Source organism: Bacillus sp. SJ-10 (assembly GCF_002843505.1).
Classification (GTDB): domain Bacteria; phylum Bacillota; class Bacilli; order Bacillales; family Bacillaceae; genus Bacillus; species Bacillus velezensis.
The window spans coordinates 3,579,872-3,596,522 of the sequence record NZ_CP025258.1; the positions used below are offsets into that span (position 1 = coordinate 3,579,872).

Genomic DNA, 16,651 nt, shown 5'->3' on the forward strand with positions numbered 1-16,651 from the left:
CGCCTGATATGACAGGCGGCTTTTTCATGGTACGATACAGAAAAAGAATCAAGCAAAGGAGGATTTTTTCATGGTTGAAGTAAAACCCATCACCGCAGAAGACACATACGCGATCAGACACAGCGTGCTGCGCCCCCATCAGACGATTGAGGATTGTAAATATGATCAGGACAGCGTCAAAGGAGCCTTTCATCTCGGAGGTTTTTACGACGGAACATTGATCAGCATCGCTTCTTTCTACCCGCAGAACCAGCAGGCTTTACAGGCAGCGCCCGCCTACCAGCTGCGCGGCATGGCGACGCTTGAGGAATACCGGACGCAAAAAGCGGGAAGCACGTTAATCGCCTATGCGGAACGGAAACTGGCAGATATGGGGGCGGCGCTTGTCTGGTGCAACGCCAGATGTCACGTAAAGGGATATTACGAAAAGCTCGGCTGGAAAAGCACGGGCAGCCCCTTTGATATACCCGGCATCGGCCCGCATGTAATCATGTATAAAGAACTCGCCTGAAACAGACAAAAGCCCTTGGGGACATGTCTCTAAGGGCATTACCTTGAAGGTCACGTCTGCTTTTATATGCGACACTATTGACGTCCTCCCGCTTTTACGCAACAGCAAAGATGGCAGGCAGAAAACGATATCTGTCAATTGCCGATTTCAGCGATTAATTCAGAAAAGGAAGTATGAGATGAATACGATCCAAAAACCGAAAATCCCGAAAGAATTGCCGGTGCTTTCTTTCACAGAAGCGCTTCAGGACGACCTCATCAAAGAAGTCGTCATAGAAAACGCCGTGATAAGCGGCAAACTGGACGGCCTGCGCGCCGAAAAAGTCATTTTCAGAAACACCGTTTTTACGGATGTCTCTTTCAGACATATGGAATGTACGGATGTCCTGTTTGACAAATGTGATGTCTCAAACGCTGACTTCAGCGGAAGCATCATCCATAGAACGGCGTTTCAGCATTCAAAACTTCTCGGCTTGAATCTGGCGGATTCCGCCATGCGTCATGTACGGTTTGAAGACTGCCTCGCACATTACAGCTCCTTCAGCTATTCCAATATGAAGCATGTCCGGTTTGACACGTGCGGCCTATCAGAAAGTGAGTGGAATGATGCCGTTCTTGAATACACAGATCTTGACGTCTGTGATTTGAACGGCGCAAACTTCATCGGCACGTCTCTTTTTAATATGGATATCAGCACGTGCACATTTGATCATCTGCACGTCTCGCTTGATAAGCTGAAAGGATGCCGCATCTCTCCGTCTCATGCCGTGACATTCGCAGAAGCGCTCGGAGCCATTGTGACGTGATCTTTTTATTAAACGAAACGGCGGGCAATGTCCACTATCGTTTGAATGCCTTTTTCCAAGTCCGGTAAGGATGCGTACGAATAGGAAAGACGCAGGCTTTGCCGGTCTTCGGGAAGATAGAGAGCTCCCGGATTGATCAGCACGCCGGCCTCCAAGGCACGGGTGAAAAGCTTCTGAACGGCGATTGCTTGATGAAAAGTGACCCAAATATAAAAGCCCCCCTCCGGCACACGCCACTCCGCAATATCTCCCGCGTATCTTTCAAGAAAACGCAATGCCGCATCTCTCCTGATTTTGAGTTCCTTTCTGAGACGCAAAAGACGCGCTTCATAGCGGCCGCTTGACAGCCATTGACATGCCGCCCATTGAGATAAAGCGCTGGAGCCGTAATCCGTCTGCATTTTAATATCGGCGAGCCTGTCTGCAACCGGCTCAGGGGCGACGACCCATCCGATGCGCAGACCCGGGCTTACGGTTTTTGACAGCGTGCCGATATACAGTACATTCCCCTCACCGTCCATGGATTTTAACGAAGGCGGCGGTTCTTTATCGATCCATATATCACCGTAAGCGTCATCTTCAATGACAGGCAGACGGTGATTTCTTGCGAGCGCGATGAGTTCCTTCCGCCGCTTAAGGGACATTACCGTTCCGGTCGGATTATGGAATGACGGAATGGTGTACAGCAGCCCTGCTTCGTATTGCCGACGGTAAGCGGGAAGATGATCCGTTTTGATTCCGCTCTCATCCATCGGCACTCCCTTAAGCCTGACGCCCGCTGATTGAAACACACGCAGGGAATGGAGGTACGACGGATTTTCAGTCAGCATGACAGAGTTTGGCTTTAACAGCCCGATTGAAATGAGCTGAAGCGCCTGCAGCGCGCCTGAGACGATTACGATGGATGCCGGGGACGCGTGAATCCCCTTTGTTTTTACATGTTCCGCGACGCTTTGCCGAAGCTTCAGGCTGCCCTTCGGCTCTTCATAGCCGAGCGCAAAAATGTTAGTTCCCGCTTCACGGAACAGTTCGGCCATCTCCTTCTCAGGCAGAAGCTCTTGACTCAGCTCACCCGTCCCCAGCCTGATCAGATCCGGACGCGGCTCGTTTTGATTAATGGCCTGAACCAAGGCTGAATTCGGCTGATGACTCCCCGATGTAACGTATGTGCTCCAATCAAGGGGCTTAGCCGCTGCCATGATGCTCCACGTACTGTTGACGACTTTTGTGCCTCCCCCTCTTTTTCCTTCCAGAAGACCTTGGGCGATTAACTCATCAACTGCTGCCGTCACTGTGCTTCGGTTGACCTGAAGCTCCTCGGCGAGCTTTCTTTGTGAGGGAATTTTCGTGCCGATGGTCCATTCGCCATGAAGTATTTTTTCTTTTATATGCTGTTCGATCTGGAGATAAAGCGGTATGTACGACTCCCGATCCGGACGCCAGCTGTTCATACGTCATCCCTCCTTCTTTATTTATTATACATTTGGCTGGTTCAAGTACCAGCCAAATGGACGGAGACATCAGCACATAGTACGGCTACAATGAGATTTAGTTGACGATTGGAGGGTTTTACGATATGAATGCCATTCTTCACGGAGTGATGCTCGCTTTCGGCCTTATTTTGCCATTGGGCGCGCAAAATGTATTTATTTTTCAGCAGGGAGCCTGGCAAAAACATGTGTGGCAGGCGTTTCCCGCAGTGATTGCCGCCGCGGTATGCGATACGATTCTCATCATCGCGGCCGTCGCAGGCGTTTCAATGATTATTGCAGAGATTCCCGTTTTTCAGACCGTCATGCTTATAGGCGGCTTTTTGTTTCTCAGTTTTTTAGGCTGGCAGACTTGGAGAAGCAAACCGCAGGCCGAACAGGCGAAAAAAACGGTTTTCTCGGCAAAAAAACAGGCGGTCACGGCCGCCATGGTATCCCTTTTGAACCCGCATGCGATTTTGGATACCGTCAGTGTCATCGGCACAAGCTCCGCCGCCTATCCGGGAATTGATAAATGGCTGTTTGCCGGTGCTTGTATCGCGGTTTCCTGGGTATGGTTCGCCGGACTGGCATTCGCGGGACGGCTCGTCCAAACGGCGGATACAGGAGGCCGGCTCCTCGGCATCCTGAATAAATGCTCGGCATTGGTGATGTGGGGTGCTGCTTTTTATTTTGCGGCGCTTTTGTTTCGATAAAAGGAATTCAGCCAGGTCATGTTGAATGTACCGGAAGGAAGAGGGGGAATTGGAATGTCAGACATTTTAAAGCTGTATCACTACCACAGATGGGCAAATGAGCAAGTTATTCAGCATCTGAAGACCCTGCCCGCGGCAAGCTTACAGCAGAAACTGAAAAGTGTTTTTCCGACTGTGAACGCCGTGCTTGTGCATATATACCGGGCTGATTACATTTGGCTTCACGTGCTTTACGGAGAAACTTACGAACAAATCGTCTCGCAGTTTGATCAATTTGAAAAGCTTGACGGAGATTTTGAGGCGATTGAACATAGAATGGCTGAACTGGACAAAGAATACAGCAAATTTTTAAAAGAATTGGAGAACACGGAAGGTCCGATTTCCATTTCTCATCCGCGCATGGGAACGCTCCGGACGACATATGCCGATGTGATCCGGCATGTTGTGAATCACGGCACATACCATCGCGGCAATATAAGCGCGATGCTTCACCAAATGGGCTATAAAAGCGTGCCGACTGACTACATTTTTTTCTCATACGAATCATAAAAAAGCAAAGGCCTCCCGGGCCTTTGCTTTTTCACTTCGAATCTATCATAGTCCGGCATAGCCGAAGGCGCCCGGGGTAAGCTTTACAGGCCTTCCGGTTTTAAACGATTCCGTCGCGGCGATCCCGATTTCTAAGTTAATCGTGGCATCGACGTCTGTCACAATCGGCGTTTCCCCTTTTTTCACACATTCGGCAAAGTGCTCAAGCTCCAGACGGTAAGCGTCTTTAAAGCGGGCTTGAAAATCCGGAATAATTTCGTAGCTGCTGCCTGACTCCGTTAAAACGGTGACATGGCTTTTCCGCAGCGTACCGACCAAGATGCTTCCCGCCGTCCCGATAATTTCGGCTCGGATATCATGCCCGTACGGAGAATTTCGGCTTGCCTCCACATCGCCGGCCGCGCCCGAATCAAATTCAAGATACGTTAATGCCTGATCAACGTCGCCGCACTCTTCCATGAACGGGTGCTTTAAAATTCTCCCGTGCCCGCAGACGGACGTAACTTCGGCATTCATGAGATATCTCGCGATGTCGTAATCATGAATCGAACAGTCAATGAAAAGCCCTCCGCTATGCTTGATAAATTCCGCGGGCGGTGCGCCTTGATCTCTTGTAAATCCTTTATAATAAATGGGCCTGCCGATTTCCCCGGCGTCGATTCTTCTTTTCGCGTCGGCGTATGCCGGATCAAACCGCCTCATAAAACCGACCTGGCAGATGACGCCCGTTTCTTCGATTTTTTTCATGACTTCTTTAGATTCCTCAAGACTCAGGGTGAGCGGCTTTTCAACAAAGATGTGCTTGCCGTTTTCAGCAGCCTTCATGATCATTTCCGCATGTGTGCTTGTCGGTGTGACAATGATGACGGCGTCAATCGTGTGATCTTCCAACAGGTCATACGGATTCTCCGTCCATTTGGCGATTCCTAATTCTTTCGCACACGCTTCCGCCTTTCCCTTCATCGGGTCACAGACGGCCGCAAGCTCGGCTCCCCGCACTTCGCTGACTAAATGCTTCGCATGAAAATACCCTAATCGTCCTAATCCCAGCACCGCACATCTGACTTGATCTGTCATCTATCACCGCTCCTTTTTTCTTGAGGCCGCATGCCGCAATTGCGCAAGCGGTTTCCCTTATTAAACAGAAATCATCATTTTGAAAGCGCTTTATTTATAACCCAAGCTGTTTGCTTTCTTTTCTGTAATCCGCAGTATATGAGCAAGCGCTTTCTCAAATCTGTTTTAATTTTACAATGCTTTTCTCTCGTTTGACAATGTTTTTCACAGAAAAAAACGCGCCTTATCGCTGAGGGCGCGTTTTTGCCGGTGCCGTAGAATGCCTGATGACGAGTTCCGGAGATAAAATGATTTTGCTTTTTGTTTTTTTCTTCCCTTGAATCTCATCAATGAGAAGTTCAACGACACGCCGTCCCATTTCGCGGATGGGCTGAGAAATCGTCGTGAGCGGCGGTGCCGTCATTTCAGCGAGAATGGTATTGTCAAAGCCGATGACCGACAAGTCTTCCGGCACCCGAATGCCCCGGGAGCGCGCCGCCTGTATCGCCGCGCATGACAAGACGTCATTAAAGGCGAAAACGGCGGTCGGAAGGTCTCTGTCAAACAGCTCGCCCGCTGCCTGTTTTCCGCTTTCCAGCGAATATTCCGTCGGTATGATCAGCGATTCATCTAGTGTCATCCCCGCTTCCCGCATCGCTTTTCGAAAGCCTTTGATTCTGTCTCTTTCACCCGTCGTCGAACCGTTGCCGACGATACAGGCAATTCTTTTATGGCCTAAAGATATGAGATGCTCAGCCGCCGTATAGCCGCCGAGAAAGTCATCGATAATGACGACGTCCATCGGCGCGAGCGGTTTATCCTGCGTAATCATCGCAAGCGGGATGCCCGATTTCACCATATCATCAAGCGCTGTGACGCTGTCATCATGATCAAGTCCCGTCGCGAAAATAATGCCGTCCGCCTGCTTCTGCCGCAGCATCGAAAAATACTTCGTTTCTTTTTCAGGCTGATAATCGGTGCTGCAGATAATGATATGAAATCCCAGTGCACCGGCGCTGTCTTCAATGCTTTTCGCCAGTTCCCCGAAAAACGGGTTTGAAATATCCGGGGTGATCAGGCCGATCATATTCGTCTTTTTGCCCGTCAAAGCGGATGCGTGAACATTCGGATGATAGTCCATCTCCTCCATGACACGGAGCACCATCCGGCGGGTTTTGTCACTGATCCTCCCCGTATTGTTGATGACCCGCGAGACCGTCGAGATGGAGACGCCCGCTTTTTCGGCCACGTCGTAAATTGTCATTTTCATGCTTACCGATCCCTCTTCTGTTCTCTGGTTTTAGGTCAGTCCGTTTTCCGGCTTACGAATTTGCGGTATTCAAGCGGCGAAATGCCTTCAATCTGTTTAAACAGTTTGGAAAAATAGGTTGGGTCCTCCATGCCGATGGCGTCCGCGATCGTCCCCATTTTGTAATTGGTTGCGGACAAAAGACGTTTCGCCTCCGTCATTCTGACTTTGTTCGTATACTGGCCGGGCGTGACGCCGAGCACCTGCTGCATGCAGCGGGTCACGTAGTCTTGGTTGTAATGAAGAGCCGAAGAGAGCGCTTTGATGGTTGTTTTCTCCTGATAGTGCTCCTGCAGGTACCGGGCGGCCTCCCATGCGACTCTTTCCTTTGCGGACGGGATTTGGAACGCTTCTTTCTGAAGATGGAGCAGCAGCTCTTCAAACAGAATCTGCTTTCTGAGCGGCAGATCGGAGTTCTCTGCGCTGTCATCTGTCAGGACACTGAATTGCCCGGCCATAAACTGCGGGCGTCTCACCTTCCCTTTTTGCGGCAGGGACAGGCGGTAGCGGGACGGCTCTTCAAAGCTCCCTTTTTTTCGCCTCAGCTCCGACCAGTTGTTCCCGGTTGTTTCCGTCACCTCATAAGCCGCTCCTTCAAAATGAAGCCACGAATAGGATGTCGTTTCTTCACTGCCTTTTGTTCCGTAATGTTCAAGGCCGGGAGAAAGCAGAATATATTCTCCCGCTTCAACGGAAAAGGCGTTTTCGTCTTCTGTAATGTAGAGGACGCCTTTTTTCACATACAGCAGATCAAACACCGGGAAGACCCGTCTCACATGGGTTTCGCCTTTTTTGAACACTCCTTCTCCCGCAGCGATAAAGACCGGGAACGGAGGAACTGTGAACTCGAGAAAGGACATATTTTCGGCCCTCCTTTTTAAGTCGGATTTTTGCAAGAAGTTTCGTTTCTCTCCCTTTTTATTATAAGAAAATGGAGGTACACTTTTAAACGTTGATTTTGTCAGGAAAGGGGTTAAAAGAAATGAAACAAGCGATTTTAAAACGGGCTGCGTTCAAACAATCCTCTGATCACAAACTCTCATTATACGCGCTGACTTGGCCGATATTTATTGAGGTTTCATTATATATGTTTATGGGAAACGCCGACACTCTTATGCTTAGCCAATACTCTGACAACAGTGTGGCGGCCGTGGGTGTCAGCAATCAGATTTTAAATTTAATTATCGTGATGTTCAGCTTTATCGCTACGGGTACGACAATTGTGATTTCACAGTTTTTAGGATCTAAACAGAAAAAAGAGGCGCAGGAAGTGGCTTATGTATCAATAGGAGCGAACTTTGTCATCAGTCTCGCCATCAGCGCCGCCATATTTTTTGCGGCCGTTCCGCTGCTTCATGTGATGGGTCTTTCCAATGAATTGATGCCGGATGCTAAAGTCTTTTTGCAGGTGGTCGGCGGGCTGTCCTTCATTCAGGCTTTGATTATGACATTCAGCGCCATTTTAAAAAGCTACGGTCATACGAAGGATACGATGTTCGTTACGATCGGGATGAATATTTTAAATATTGCCGGAAACTTTCTTGTCATTTTCGGGCCGCTCGGCCTTCCGGTGTTAGGCGTCGCCGGTGTTGCGATGTCAACATCCATCGCGCGGATCATCGGGCTGATCGCGATGATTGTGATCGTCAAAAAACGCATCGGACTCGGTCTGACATGGCAAAAGATTTTTCACGTCCATAAAGAGCACTTGCGGAAACTCCTGAAAATCGGGATTCCGTCTGCCGGCGAACAGCTGTCTTACAACATTTCACAAATGGTTGTTACTTATTTTATCGCAATTATGGGCGCTCAGGCGCTTACAACAAAGGTTTATACGCAAAACATCACCATGTTTATCCTGCTGTTCGGAACGGCGATCAGCCAGGGCACACAGATTTTGATCGGCAGATATATCGGCGCCAAACGGTTTGACGACGCTTATGACCGCTGCATGAAAAGTCTGTACTGGGCGCTTGGCATTGCCGCTTTGACATCCGTGATCATGACCTTGTTTTCAAAGCAGCTGATCGGAATTTTCACAAGCAGCCCTGACATTATTGCGACGGCGAGCATGCTGATCGCCATGACGATCATTCTTGAGCCCGGCCGCTCATTTAATGTCATTATCATCAACTCACTGCGGGCTGCCGGAGATGCAAAATTCCCCGTTTACATGGCGATGATTTCCATGTGGGGTATCGGACTGCCTCTCGCTTATCTGTTCGGCATCCATTTCGGATTAGGGCTTATGGGCATCTGGATTTCATTTATCGCGGATGAATGGGTCAGAGGCATTCTTATGTACAGAAGATGGCGGTCGCGGATTTGGATTCAAAAAGGGATTGCATAAACGCCCGAAGCTTCGTTATGAAGCCGGGCGTTTTTTTATGCTTGCGAAAGCCGTTGTCTCATGTCACCGAGCTCTGACCGGTAATGTGCCAGCAAACCGGTAACGGCGGGCCTTGAGTATAACGGAAACAGCTCCAGCTCTTCAGACGCCTCCTCGAAATACGCCTCGGCCTCGAATGCGATGTACTCCCATACATTCATAAAAGCTTTGTTGACGGTATGGCTCTCCAGCTCTTCTTCCGTATAGCCGAATTGCTTCATCACCTGGCGCGGGAGACGCTTTTTCGCCCGCTCATCCGTATGGACCCCCAGAAGCACCCGGGTCAGCTGAATGGCTGCTCCTAATGAAACGGCTGCATGGCGGAGTTTCTCTTGGTTCCGGCGCGCGCAAACCGGCAGCAGAAGCAGGCCGAGGGCTCCGCCTGTTTGGCCCGCGTACATCAGCAGGTCATCAAACTCTTGATACGTTACTTTTTCTCTGTCAGAGATTTGGCCGGCGATAAACTCACGTAACGGCTCTTCTTCAAGCGCAAATTGCTGCCGCACATCGGCGAGCGCTTCCCACAAAAAGCCGTCGGCGCGTGCCCCGTTCAGAAAGTCTTGTGCCGCCTGTTCAAATCCCCCAAGTTCCTGCACATCAAGCCGGTCAGCTTCGTGAAACAAAGCAAGCACCGCCCATGCGGCCCGCCTGTTTTTTGGCGGCAGGGATGAGAAAGTCCGTTTATATAAAGGAAAGTGCGCCTCGGCAAGCTGGGCGCATGTTTCGTATTCGGTCATGGTATCACTCCTCTGTTTTTAGTGTACCATATGTTTCACAATAAAAAGACCGATATCCTTCAGCGGAAACCGGTCGCGGCACTGTTATTCTTCTATATCGATACGGTACGCCTCAAACCATGTATGGATCTGGGCAAGATGGGCGATCAGCTGCGGGCCTTTCATCAGCTGGCCGAACCACGGAACCTGAAAAGATGAACCTTCTGTCTCCAGCAGCATTTCCAGCTTCTTTCTGTCAAGCAGGGTGTGAAGCACGGAATCTTTCTGTTGTAAAATCGTTTTCAGCCATTCTGTGACCCCCTGCGTGTATTTCGGGTGATGCGTTTTCGGATAAGGGCTTTTTTTGCGGTACAAAATATCTTCAGGAAGCAGTCCTTCAAGCGCTTTCCGCAAGATGCCTTTTTCCCGGCTGCCATGCATTTTCATTTCCCAAGGAATATTCCAAACGTATTCCACAAGTCTGTGGTCGGCGAACGGCACCCGTACTTCAAGACTTGCGCCCATGCTCATGCGGTCTTTGCGGTCGAGCAGATTTGTCATAAACCAAAGCATATTTAAGTAGAACAGCTGCCGTCTCGCTTTATCTGTTCCCGTCTCACCGTCTAACAGCGGCGTTTCCGCAATGGTTTCTTCATATCTCGCATTCACGTATTCTCTAAGATTCAGCCGTTTTTGCCACTTTTCATCCAAGAGCGTGATTCTCTCCTCAGTCGACCTCATCCAAGGAAATCCGTCTTCTTCTGCTGCGGTGTGAAACCACGGATATCCGCCGAAAATTTCGTCCGCACATTCTCCGGAAAGGCTCACGACAAAATCTTTTTTAATTTCCCTGCAGAACCATAGTAGCGAGGAATCCACATCAGCCATGCCCGGCAGGTCTCTGACGAGAACGGATTCCTCCAGATGTTCAACCAGCTGATCCTGCGTAATCACGCACTTATGATGCTGTGTGCCGTATGCATTTGTCATTTTATCGATCCACGGGCCGTCATCATTCGGCTGAAAGGCGCTCGCTTTAAAAAATTTGCTGTTCTCCTCATAATCAATTGAATAAGTATGAAGGGGATCTCTGCCTTGTTTCTCAAAATGAGCGGCGGCTATCGCGGTTATCGCGCTCGAATCAAGCCCCCCTGATAAAAACGTGCAAACCGGCACGTCAGATACGAGCTGGCGTGTCACTGCATCCTGAAATAAGTACCGAATGTGAGCCGCGGTTTCATCGAAGCTGTCTGTATGCTTTTCGCTCTTTACATTCCAATAACGCCATATGGACAAACCGTCCTTTGAGAAAGTGAACGCATGAGCGGGACGCACCTCGTGAATTCCTTTAAACACCCCGCAGCCCGGAGTTCTGGACGGCCCGAGTCCGAATACTTCCGCAAGTCCGCCGCTGTCTGTGCGGGCTTTCACATCAGGATGAGCAAGGATGGCTTTCAATTCCGACCCAAACAGAAAGGAAGAGCCGTGTTCTTTATAAAAAAACGGTTTGACGCCGAGCCGGTCTCTTGCCCCGAACAGCCGCTCGCGCTTTTCATCCCAGATGGCAAAAGCGAAAATACCGTTCAAGCGGTTCACGCACTCCTCCCGCCACTCAATATAGCTGTGCAGCAGCACTTCTGTATCAGAGGTCCTCTCAAAACGGTGGCCCCTCGCCTGAAGCTCCTTCCGCAGTTCCTCCGTGTTATACAGCTCGCCATTATAAATGATGGTGTACGTCTCCTCTTGATGCGTGCAGGCCATCGGCTGGCGGCCGCCTTCAATGTCAACGACCGAAAGTCTTTTATGTCCGAATAAAACATGGGGCTCTCCCCAGACGTTTGAATCATCAGGCCCTCGTTTTGAAAGAGTGTCTATCATATTGTTCATAATATGTTTCTCTTGGACGAGCTGCTTTTGAAAATCGACCCAACCCGCAATTCCACACATGTGATATCAGCTCCAATCCCGTTTCTGTCGGTATCAAATTCGTTTCTATCAGCACTTTACCCAGTTTATGCAAAGAAACGCAGATAGTTGATTTGTCCCACTAAGAGTTGTATGAGACAAGCCCGATTTGGAAAGAACGGAAGAGAAGAAACAAACAAAGGAGACCGGCACGGTTATGAAACGAAAACAGCTTTTCTCAGAAAAAAACAAATGGGGGCGCGGCACCCTGATGATAGAGGACGGCATCTGCCTCGTCGAAAACGATGAAGGCGATATCCTGCTTGCAGACAGTCTAGGAAACGCAGACGTATTGATGAAACGCGGCGGCAGATGGCAGCCGGCACGGATTTGCGGCGGTGCGGCCGAAATCGGCGCTGACACCATCCCCCTGCTCGGCGGGGAAGAAATCCGTTATGAAAAGGCGGTCAAACGGCCGCTGTTAACCTTGCTCGATTCGCTGGACGATGAAACGTTTCTGCTGTTTCTCAGCCATCTTCACGGGTTCGGCCTGTCTGTATATGATTGCGTATTTTCCTACAATCAGGCGCTGTTTTCCGGTGAAGGCGTTTCGTTTTATCACTTCTCGGCGGATGACGCTCAATGCGCCCTGCAGCATCACCGCGGCAGCTCGGGTAAACACGACAGATTTGAATGGACGGCATCTGACGGGCGGCGCTCCATTATGTATTCAGCGGCAAAACAAGACGGCACCGCGTAACAAACAGGCAGCACTTTTAAATAGGTGCCGCCTGATGGATTTAGCTTTGTTTTTCGCGCTGATTGACGCCCGGCGTTTGCTTTTACCCTTTACAGCCGTAGCTTTTGCGGTAACGAGAGTGATTGACGCTGGCACAGTTGCGCAAAATGTATGCGCAACTAAAAAAACCCGGATGCATCCGGGTTTTTCAAGCGACTGATTAAAATACGTGAAAGCCGATCGGCAAGTGAAGGCCGAGCAGCACTGTCAGGACGAGCACGATAATAAAACCGATCCACAGTCCGCCGGTTGATTTGCCTTTTTTCTTGCGAATGACGAGCATTTCCATCAGTCCGATGGTAATGATGCCGAGCAGCATTTTTCCGGCGTATTCTCCGTTCCAATTCGCAAAACGGACAAAAAGCTCAGCTCCGGTCAGAATAATAATAATGTAGAATAAGCGCAGAATCATATGCGTAATTTTTGCGCCCCTCGCTTTTCCGGCACCGTACAGCCCGTAGCTGACAAACACCAGGATAAGCGCAACGACCCATGAAGTAATATGCCAATGTGTCATTATGTTCAATTCCCCCTATCAGATCAATCTGCCTCACTTATGGTACCACAACAAGCCGCTCGGAGCATTATCAATCGTGCGAAAGACACACAATTATCCGATTTGGTTCGACAGCGTGCCGATCGGTTCAATTGTAATGTCAATGCGGTCCCCCGGCTTTAAAAATTTCGGCGGCTTAAACCCTTTTCCGACACCGGACGGCGTCCCCGTCGCTATAATGTCACCGGCTTCAAGCGTCATCCCTTTTGACAGCGTCTCGATTAATTCAGCTATCGGAAAAATCATGTCCCCCGTTGATCCTGATTGGCGCAGTTCTCCGTTCACCCGCGTTTCAACTTTCAGGCTTTGCGGATCACTGACGGCCGACTTATGTACAATGACCGGGCCCATCGGGCATGTCGTATCCAGGCTTTTGCCGATAAAAAACTGTTTATGTTTTTTCTGCAGATCGCGCGCTGTTATATCATTTACAATGGTATAGCCGAATATATGATCAAGCGCATGTTCTTTGGAGATGTGCGATCCGCTTTTTGATATGATTACCGCAAGCTCCCCTTCATAATCAAGCTGCTCCGTTACGTCCAAGTGGCTGTTCACTGTTTCTCCGTGTCCTGTAACGGCAGCGGGGGCTTTCGTAAAAACCATGGGATGCTCCGGTATATCAGCCTCACTCCCCATTTCAACGGCATGATCACGATAATTTTTCCCGATGCAGATCACGTTCTTTGAAGGTCTCGGAATAGGCGCGCAAAGCTTTACGTCAGACAGCGCATACATAAATGAACCCGACTCGTCATTCGGTTTTTTCGCCCATTCCGCAAGCTGTCCGGCATGCGCGACAAACTTATCTCCTTTTTGAATGCACTCGATCAGCGAACCCGGAATCGTCTCAAGTTCAAACAATTTTTTTTCAGCCTTTTGCAGATCTAAGATTTTGTCATCATCAATGATCAGACCGACAAATTTTCGGCTGTTCAGTTCCCCTGTCGCAAATTTCATGTTAATCCCCCATCATTTTTAAATCTGGCATTCCTTTATGTATTCTTCCTCCGGGCGGGAAATTCCTCTTTTAAACAGGCTGAAAATAAGTGTAAAAGAGTATCAAAAATTGTCACTTTTTTAGTCATATTGACGAAATAAAACCTTCTTGGACAAAATGGGTTATACTATTATCATCCTATGTTTTCCAAAATAATCGAGAATTGGAGATCACACGATGAACAAAATTGAAGAAAAAAGATTAACTTTATTCGAGACAGCGCAAAAATTCGGAATCAATGCGACGGAGACCATCAGGTGCAGCCAAGAGCTGGACAGCCTTTTAAACGGGTGCCGGGGCGGGCTCATCCAACAAACGAAAGACAGCGGGCTGAACCCGTCCGTACAGATTGAGCACGGACGCACCGCAGGAAAAAAAGAGGCTTTCTCATAAACGTGATGTGTATATAAATCTGTATCATTTATGTATAAGGCCCGGCATGCGTATAGCGCCGGTGTTTTTACGTCTAAAGTTTTTTCCGCTCACAAAAATGTGCATTTGTCATAAGCTATTTTAGGCAGGCAGCCCAGATAAGCTCCTGGAGTGCAGTCATGAAAATCTTCACGAAAAGGATGTGCTCGTATGCCCGCAATTGTCGGAGCGTTTAAAATTAATGCCGTCGGTACGAGCGGAGTCGTTCATATAGGCGACTGCATCACCATTTCTCCAAAAGCAGAGGTTAAGACATTTGCCGGAGCGGGCAGTTTCAATACCGGAGACAATCTCACACTGACGAATTACAGAAATTCAACGAATGTGTACGATAATGATGTAATCGATCAGCCGATGGCAGGAAACGCATAAAGGAGGCGCCGTATGAATTTTTACGTCAATCAGTCGATCCATATCAATTACATGCGTGTAGAATCTGTCAGTAATTCCTCCATACTGCAAATCGGAAGCGCCGGTTCAATTAAATCTCTTTCCAATCTGTACAATACAGGGAGTTATGTTGAGCCGGCGCCGCCTGTTACCGCGGGGCAGCAGACTGTAACAACAGGGGGAGGTCCCGGCACCTCATCATTTGTACCGCTCCAGCCGCCAAGCCGGTAGTTTTAATGAAGGAAACGAGACGCGAGGTGAATGTCATGTATGATCAATCCGTTTCATCCTACCTGCAGAATTTAAATTCTTTCGTCCAGCAGCAGGCGCAGCAGATTCAGGAGCTCGAACGGCAGCTGAAAGAATTCCAAAATGAAATTTCAACGCTGAAGCAGCAGCCTTCTACAAGAATCGATCGGCTCGAGTATAAATTTGATCAGCTGAAAATTGAACGGCTGGAAGGAACGCTGAATATCGGATTGAATCCGACTGATCCGAATGCCGTGCAAAACTTCGAAGTCGGCCAGACATCTCCGCAGGTCGGAATGATGCAGCAGGAACAGGCGGGCCAGCAAATGCAGCAAATCCGTCAAAACGTCGATATGTACCTGAATGAAGAAATCCCCGCGCTTTTAGAGAAGCTCGAAACTCAGTATGAGAGCAGGCTGGACGAAGCGAACAAATATCATATTATTGAAGATATCAGAAAGCAGATGGACAGCCGGATTCAGTATTATCTGTCCCATGTCCCGAAAGAAGAAAATACGGCGCCCGCGCAATATGCCGAGCAGATTGCCGAACATGTGAAGCGTGATATTGTCAGGGCCGTCGAGCACTTTATTAAGCACATACCTGGTGAAATGAAAGGTGATGATCCGTCATGATTTTTACAGTGATTAACCGGAATATTGAAGTCGGCGACATCCGGTCTACTGGTGTATCCAGTTCTTCCTTATTATTAATCGGCGACACCGATTCCGTCTATCTGTCTTCCATCTTTGACACGCCTCCGGAATCTCTTATTATCGGGCCTTATGTGCCGCTGGCGCCGGAATAATGTTAAAGCGCATTTCACGCCTCCGGAACGCCAAAATCAATTCAGTCGGGATTGCGAGTGTCTTTCAAGCAGGCGATACGAATGAAATCAATATGCGGGTCAAAGTATTGGCCGATCAGCGTAGTCTTGCTGTATACAGAGATGATGAAGGCTCATTTAACAAAAAAGAATACCAGATCTTTCGGCAGCCGGCCGTCATGCCGTTACCGGAAACGGGAGTCCAAAGCGCATTCTGCCATGAAAACCCTTCAATTCGGGTAAGGAATGTGAAAGTTCAAGGGGTATCGTCAGCGTCCGTGGTTCAAATCGGATCGACGTCGATCGTTCTGGGAGATTCGCGGCTGAAACATATTAGGCAGATCTTCACATCAAGCTCACAATCACAGCAGCCCTGACATATAATGACGGTGAGACTTCTATAAAGGGTGTCGTTTATGCCAGCAATTACCGGACCTATAGCTATCAATTCCATATCGGGCGGAGTCGTAAACTTTGGTGATTCCTTTTACCTTTCTCCAAAAAGCTCTTCTAAATCTGCGCTCGGTTCGGGAGCAGGCAATACCGGAGATTTCCTGTTATTAAACAACGTTGTCAATGCGACAAACTATATAGACCCCGATGTCAGCGATCAAAATGTGGTCGGAAACGCCTAAAAAGCAGCCGCTCTTTCAGAAGAGGGCTGCTTTTGGTTCAGCGTTATGTTCGTTCATTTGCTTTTTTTGTTTTTACAAGCTTTTTTGGCGGCTGTTTTCTGATCCATTTCACAAACCGCGCGAGTTTCGGGTCACGCCGCAGCTCTTCTATTCCCGCGAGCCTTGCCGCAAGCTCCGGATTCGTATAGAGCGCGTGAACCTGTTTATGACAAGGGATGCAGAGCATTGCGGTCGGAAGGAATGTCCCGCCTTCTTCCTTAGGCGTTAAGTGGTGCTCCGTCAGCCGCACATGATGGCGGCCGCATAATTCACATGTGCCCTCGGCAGAATCGGCCATAA

The 16,651-nt window shown here is 49.0% G+C and carries 22 protein-coding genes; 13 read left to right on the top strand and 9 right to left on the bottom strand.

Annotation, left to right across the window (positions count from 1 at the left end; genetic code table 11):
* Positions 1 to 70: 70 nt before the first annotated feature.
* Positions 71 to 511, top strand: coding sequence for a GNAT family N-acetyltransferase (locus tag CXL14_RS17645; RefSeq protein WP_007409151.1), 441 nt, complete (start codon positions 71 to 73; stop codon positions 509 to 511).
* Between the two features lie 178 nt (positions 512 to 689).
* A complete protein-coding gene (locus CXL14_RS17650; RefSeq protein WP_014417387.1) occupies positions 690 to 1,316 on the top strand; it encodes a pentapeptide repeat-containing protein in 627 nt (208 codons plus the stop codon).
* A gap of 8 nt (positions 1,317 to 1,324) precedes the next feature.
* Here CXL14_RS17650 and pdxR read toward each other — a convergent pair whose 3' ends face one another.
* The gene (gene pdxR / locus CXL14_RS17655; protein ID WP_014417386.1) at positions 1,325 to 2,767 is read right to left on the bottom strand and encodes a MocR-like pyridoxine biosynthesis transcription factor PdxR; all 1,443 of its coding nucleotides are present in this window, start codon (positions 2,765 to 2,767) and stop codon (positions 1,325 to 1,327) included.
* 125 nt (positions 2,768 to 2,892) lie between these two features.
* On the opposite strand from pdxR, the gene CXL14_RS17660 reads away from it, so the two are divergent.
* Both CXL14_RS17660 and CXL14_RS17665 read left to right on the top strand, forming a co-directional pair.
* Positions 2,893 to 3,501, top strand: a complete 609-nt coding sequence (locus CXL14_RS17660; RefSeq protein WP_014417385.1) for a LysE/ArgO family amino acid transporter — start codon at positions 2,893 to 2,895, stop codon at positions 3,499 to 3,501.
* Positions 3,502 to 3,555: 54 nt separating this feature from the next.
* Entirely contained in the window at positions 3,556 to 4,050 is a 495-nt protein-coding gene (locus CXL14_RS17665) for a DinB family protein (RefSeq protein WP_014417384.1), read from the top strand.
* A 45-nt stretch (positions 4,051 to 4,095) separates the two neighbouring features.
* On the opposite strand, the gene iolG is transcribed toward CXL14_RS17665, so the two are convergent.
* The 3 genes from iolG to CXL14_RS17680 all read right to left on the bottom strand — a co-directional run bounded on the left by iolG (position 4,096) and on the right by CXL14_RS17680 (position 7,275).
* Positions 4,096 to 5,127: a scyllo-inositol 2-dehydrogenase gene (gene iolG, locus CXL14_RS17670; RefSeq protein WP_014417383.1), complete on the bottom strand. Its 1,032-nt coding sequence runs from the start codon at positions 5,125 to 5,127 to the stop codon at positions 4,096 to 4,098.
* A gap of 223 nt (positions 5,128 to 5,350) precedes the next feature.
* Positions 5,351 to 6,376, bottom strand: a complete 1,026-nt coding sequence (locus tag CXL14_RS17675) for a LacI family DNA-binding transcriptional regulator (protein WP_014417382.1) — start codon at positions 6,374 to 6,376, stop codon at positions 5,351 to 5,353.
* A gap of 35 nt (positions 6,377 to 6,411) precedes the next feature.
* Complete coding sequence (locus CXL14_RS17680; RefSeq protein WP_014417381.1) at positions 6,412 to 7,275, bottom strand: AraC family transcriptional regulator; 864 nt, start codon at positions 7,273 to 7,275, stop codon at positions 6,412 to 6,414.
* Positions 7,276 to 7,397: 122 nt separating this feature from the next.
* Here CXL14_RS17680 and CXL14_RS17685 point away from each other — a divergent pair, with 122 nt between their 5' ends.
* Complete coding sequence (locus CXL14_RS17685) at positions 7,398 to 8,765, top strand: MATE family efflux transporter (RefSeq protein ID WP_014417380.1); 1,368 nt, start codon at positions 7,398 to 7,400, stop codon at positions 8,763 to 8,765.
* Positions 8,766 to 8,800: 35 nt separating this feature from the next.
* On the opposite strand, the gene CXL14_RS17690 is transcribed toward CXL14_RS17685, so the two are convergent.
* Positions 8,801 to 9,541 carry a squalene/phytoene synthase family protein gene (locus CXL14_RS17690; RefSeq protein ID WP_014417379.1) on the bottom strand — a complete coding sequence of 247 codons (741 nt, stop codon included), beginning with the start codon at positions 9,539 to 9,541 and terminating at the stop codon, positions 8,801 to 8,803.
* 84 nt (positions 9,542 to 9,625) lie between these two features.
* Positions 9,626 to 11,467: an asparagine synthase (glutamine-hydrolyzing) gene (gene asnB / locus CXL14_RS17695; protein ID WP_014417378.1), complete on the bottom strand. Its 1,842-nt coding sequence runs from the start codon at positions 11,465 to 11,467 to the stop codon at positions 9,626 to 9,628.
* A gap of 175 nt (positions 11,468 to 11,642) precedes the next feature.
* Here asnB and CXL14_RS17700 point away from each other — a divergent pair, with 175 nt between their 5' ends.
* A complete protein-coding gene (locus tag CXL14_RS17700; RefSeq protein WP_014417377.1) occupies positions 11,643 to 12,185 on the top strand; it encodes a DUF2777 family protein in 543 nt (180 codons plus the stop codon).
* 199 nt (positions 12,186 to 12,384) lie between these two features.
* Here CXL14_RS17700 and CXL14_RS17705 read toward each other — a convergent pair whose 3' ends face one another.
* The gene (locus CXL14_RS17705) at positions 12,385 to 12,741 is read right to left on the bottom strand and encodes a YisL family protein (protein WP_014417376.1); all 357 of its coding nucleotides are present in this window, start codon (positions 12,739 to 12,741) and stop codon (positions 12,385 to 12,387) included.
* Positions 12,742 to 12,834: 93 nt separating this feature from the next.
* Complete coding sequence (locus tag CXL14_RS17710; RefSeq protein WP_014417375.1) at positions 12,835 to 13,740, bottom strand: fumarylacetoacetate hydrolase family protein; 906 nt, start codon at positions 13,738 to 13,740, stop codon at positions 12,835 to 12,837.
* Positions 13,741 to 13,957: 217 nt separating this feature from the next.
* Here CXL14_RS17710 and CXL14_RS17715 point away from each other — a divergent pair, with 217 nt between their 5' ends.
* The 7 genes from CXL14_RS17715 to CXL14_RS17745 all read left to right on the top strand — a co-directional run bounded on the left by CXL14_RS17715 (position 13,958) and on the right by CXL14_RS17745 (position 16,312).
* Positions 13,958 to 14,173, top strand: a complete 216-nt coding sequence (locus CXL14_RS17715; protein ID WP_014417374.1) for an aspartyl-phosphate phosphatase Spo0E family protein — start codon at positions 13,958 to 13,960, stop codon at positions 14,171 to 14,173.
* Between the two features lie 189 nt (positions 14,174 to 14,362).
* Positions 14,363 to 14,584 (top strand): spore germination protein, encoded by a 222-nt coding sequence (locus CXL14_RS17720; protein WP_003155135.1) that lies wholly within the window; start codon positions 14,363 to 14,365, stop codon positions 14,582 to 14,584.
* Between the two features lie 12 nt (positions 14,585 to 14,596).
* On the top strand, positions 14,597 to 14,833 hold the full coding sequence (locus CXL14_RS17725; protein WP_007409164.1) for a spore germination protein GerPB: 237 nt from the start codon (positions 14,597 to 14,599) through the stop codon (positions 14,831 to 14,833).
* Positions 14,834 to 14,868: 35 nt separating this feature from the next.
* Positions 14,869 to 15,486 (top strand): spore germination protein GerPC, encoded by a 618-nt coding sequence (locus tag CXL14_RS17730; RefSeq protein WP_014417373.1) that lies wholly within the window; start codon positions 14,869 to 14,871, stop codon positions 15,484 to 15,486.
* Complete coding sequence (locus CXL14_RS17735; protein ID WP_003155141.1) at positions 15,483 to 15,659, top strand: hypothetical protein; 177 nt, start codon at positions 15,483 to 15,485, stop codon at positions 15,657 to 15,659. The genes CXL14_RS17730 and CXL14_RS17735 overlap by 4 nt, the downstream gene beginning before the upstream one ends.
* A complete protein-coding gene (locus CXL14_RS17740; protein ID WP_014417372.1) occupies positions 15,659 to 16,054 on the top strand; it encodes a spore germination protein GerPE in 396 nt (131 codons plus the stop codon). The genes CXL14_RS17735 and CXL14_RS17740 overlap by 1 nt, the downstream gene beginning before the upstream one ends.
* A 39-nt stretch (positions 16,055 to 16,093) precedes the next feature.
* A complete protein-coding gene (locus CXL14_RS17745) occupies positions 16,094 to 16,312 on the top strand; it encodes a spore germination protein (protein WP_003155143.1) in 219 nt (72 codons plus the stop codon).
* A 43-nt stretch (positions 16,313 to 16,355) separates the two neighbouring features.
* Here CXL14_RS17745 and CXL14_RS17750 read toward each other — a convergent pair whose 3' ends face one another.
* The gene (locus tag CXL14_RS17750) at positions 16,356 to 16,649 is read right to left on the bottom strand and encodes a hypothetical protein (protein ID WP_014417371.1); all 294 of its coding nucleotides are present in this window, start codon (positions 16,647 to 16,649) and stop codon (positions 16,356 to 16,358) included.
* Between the last annotated feature and the right edge of the window lie 2 nt (positions 16,650 to 16,651).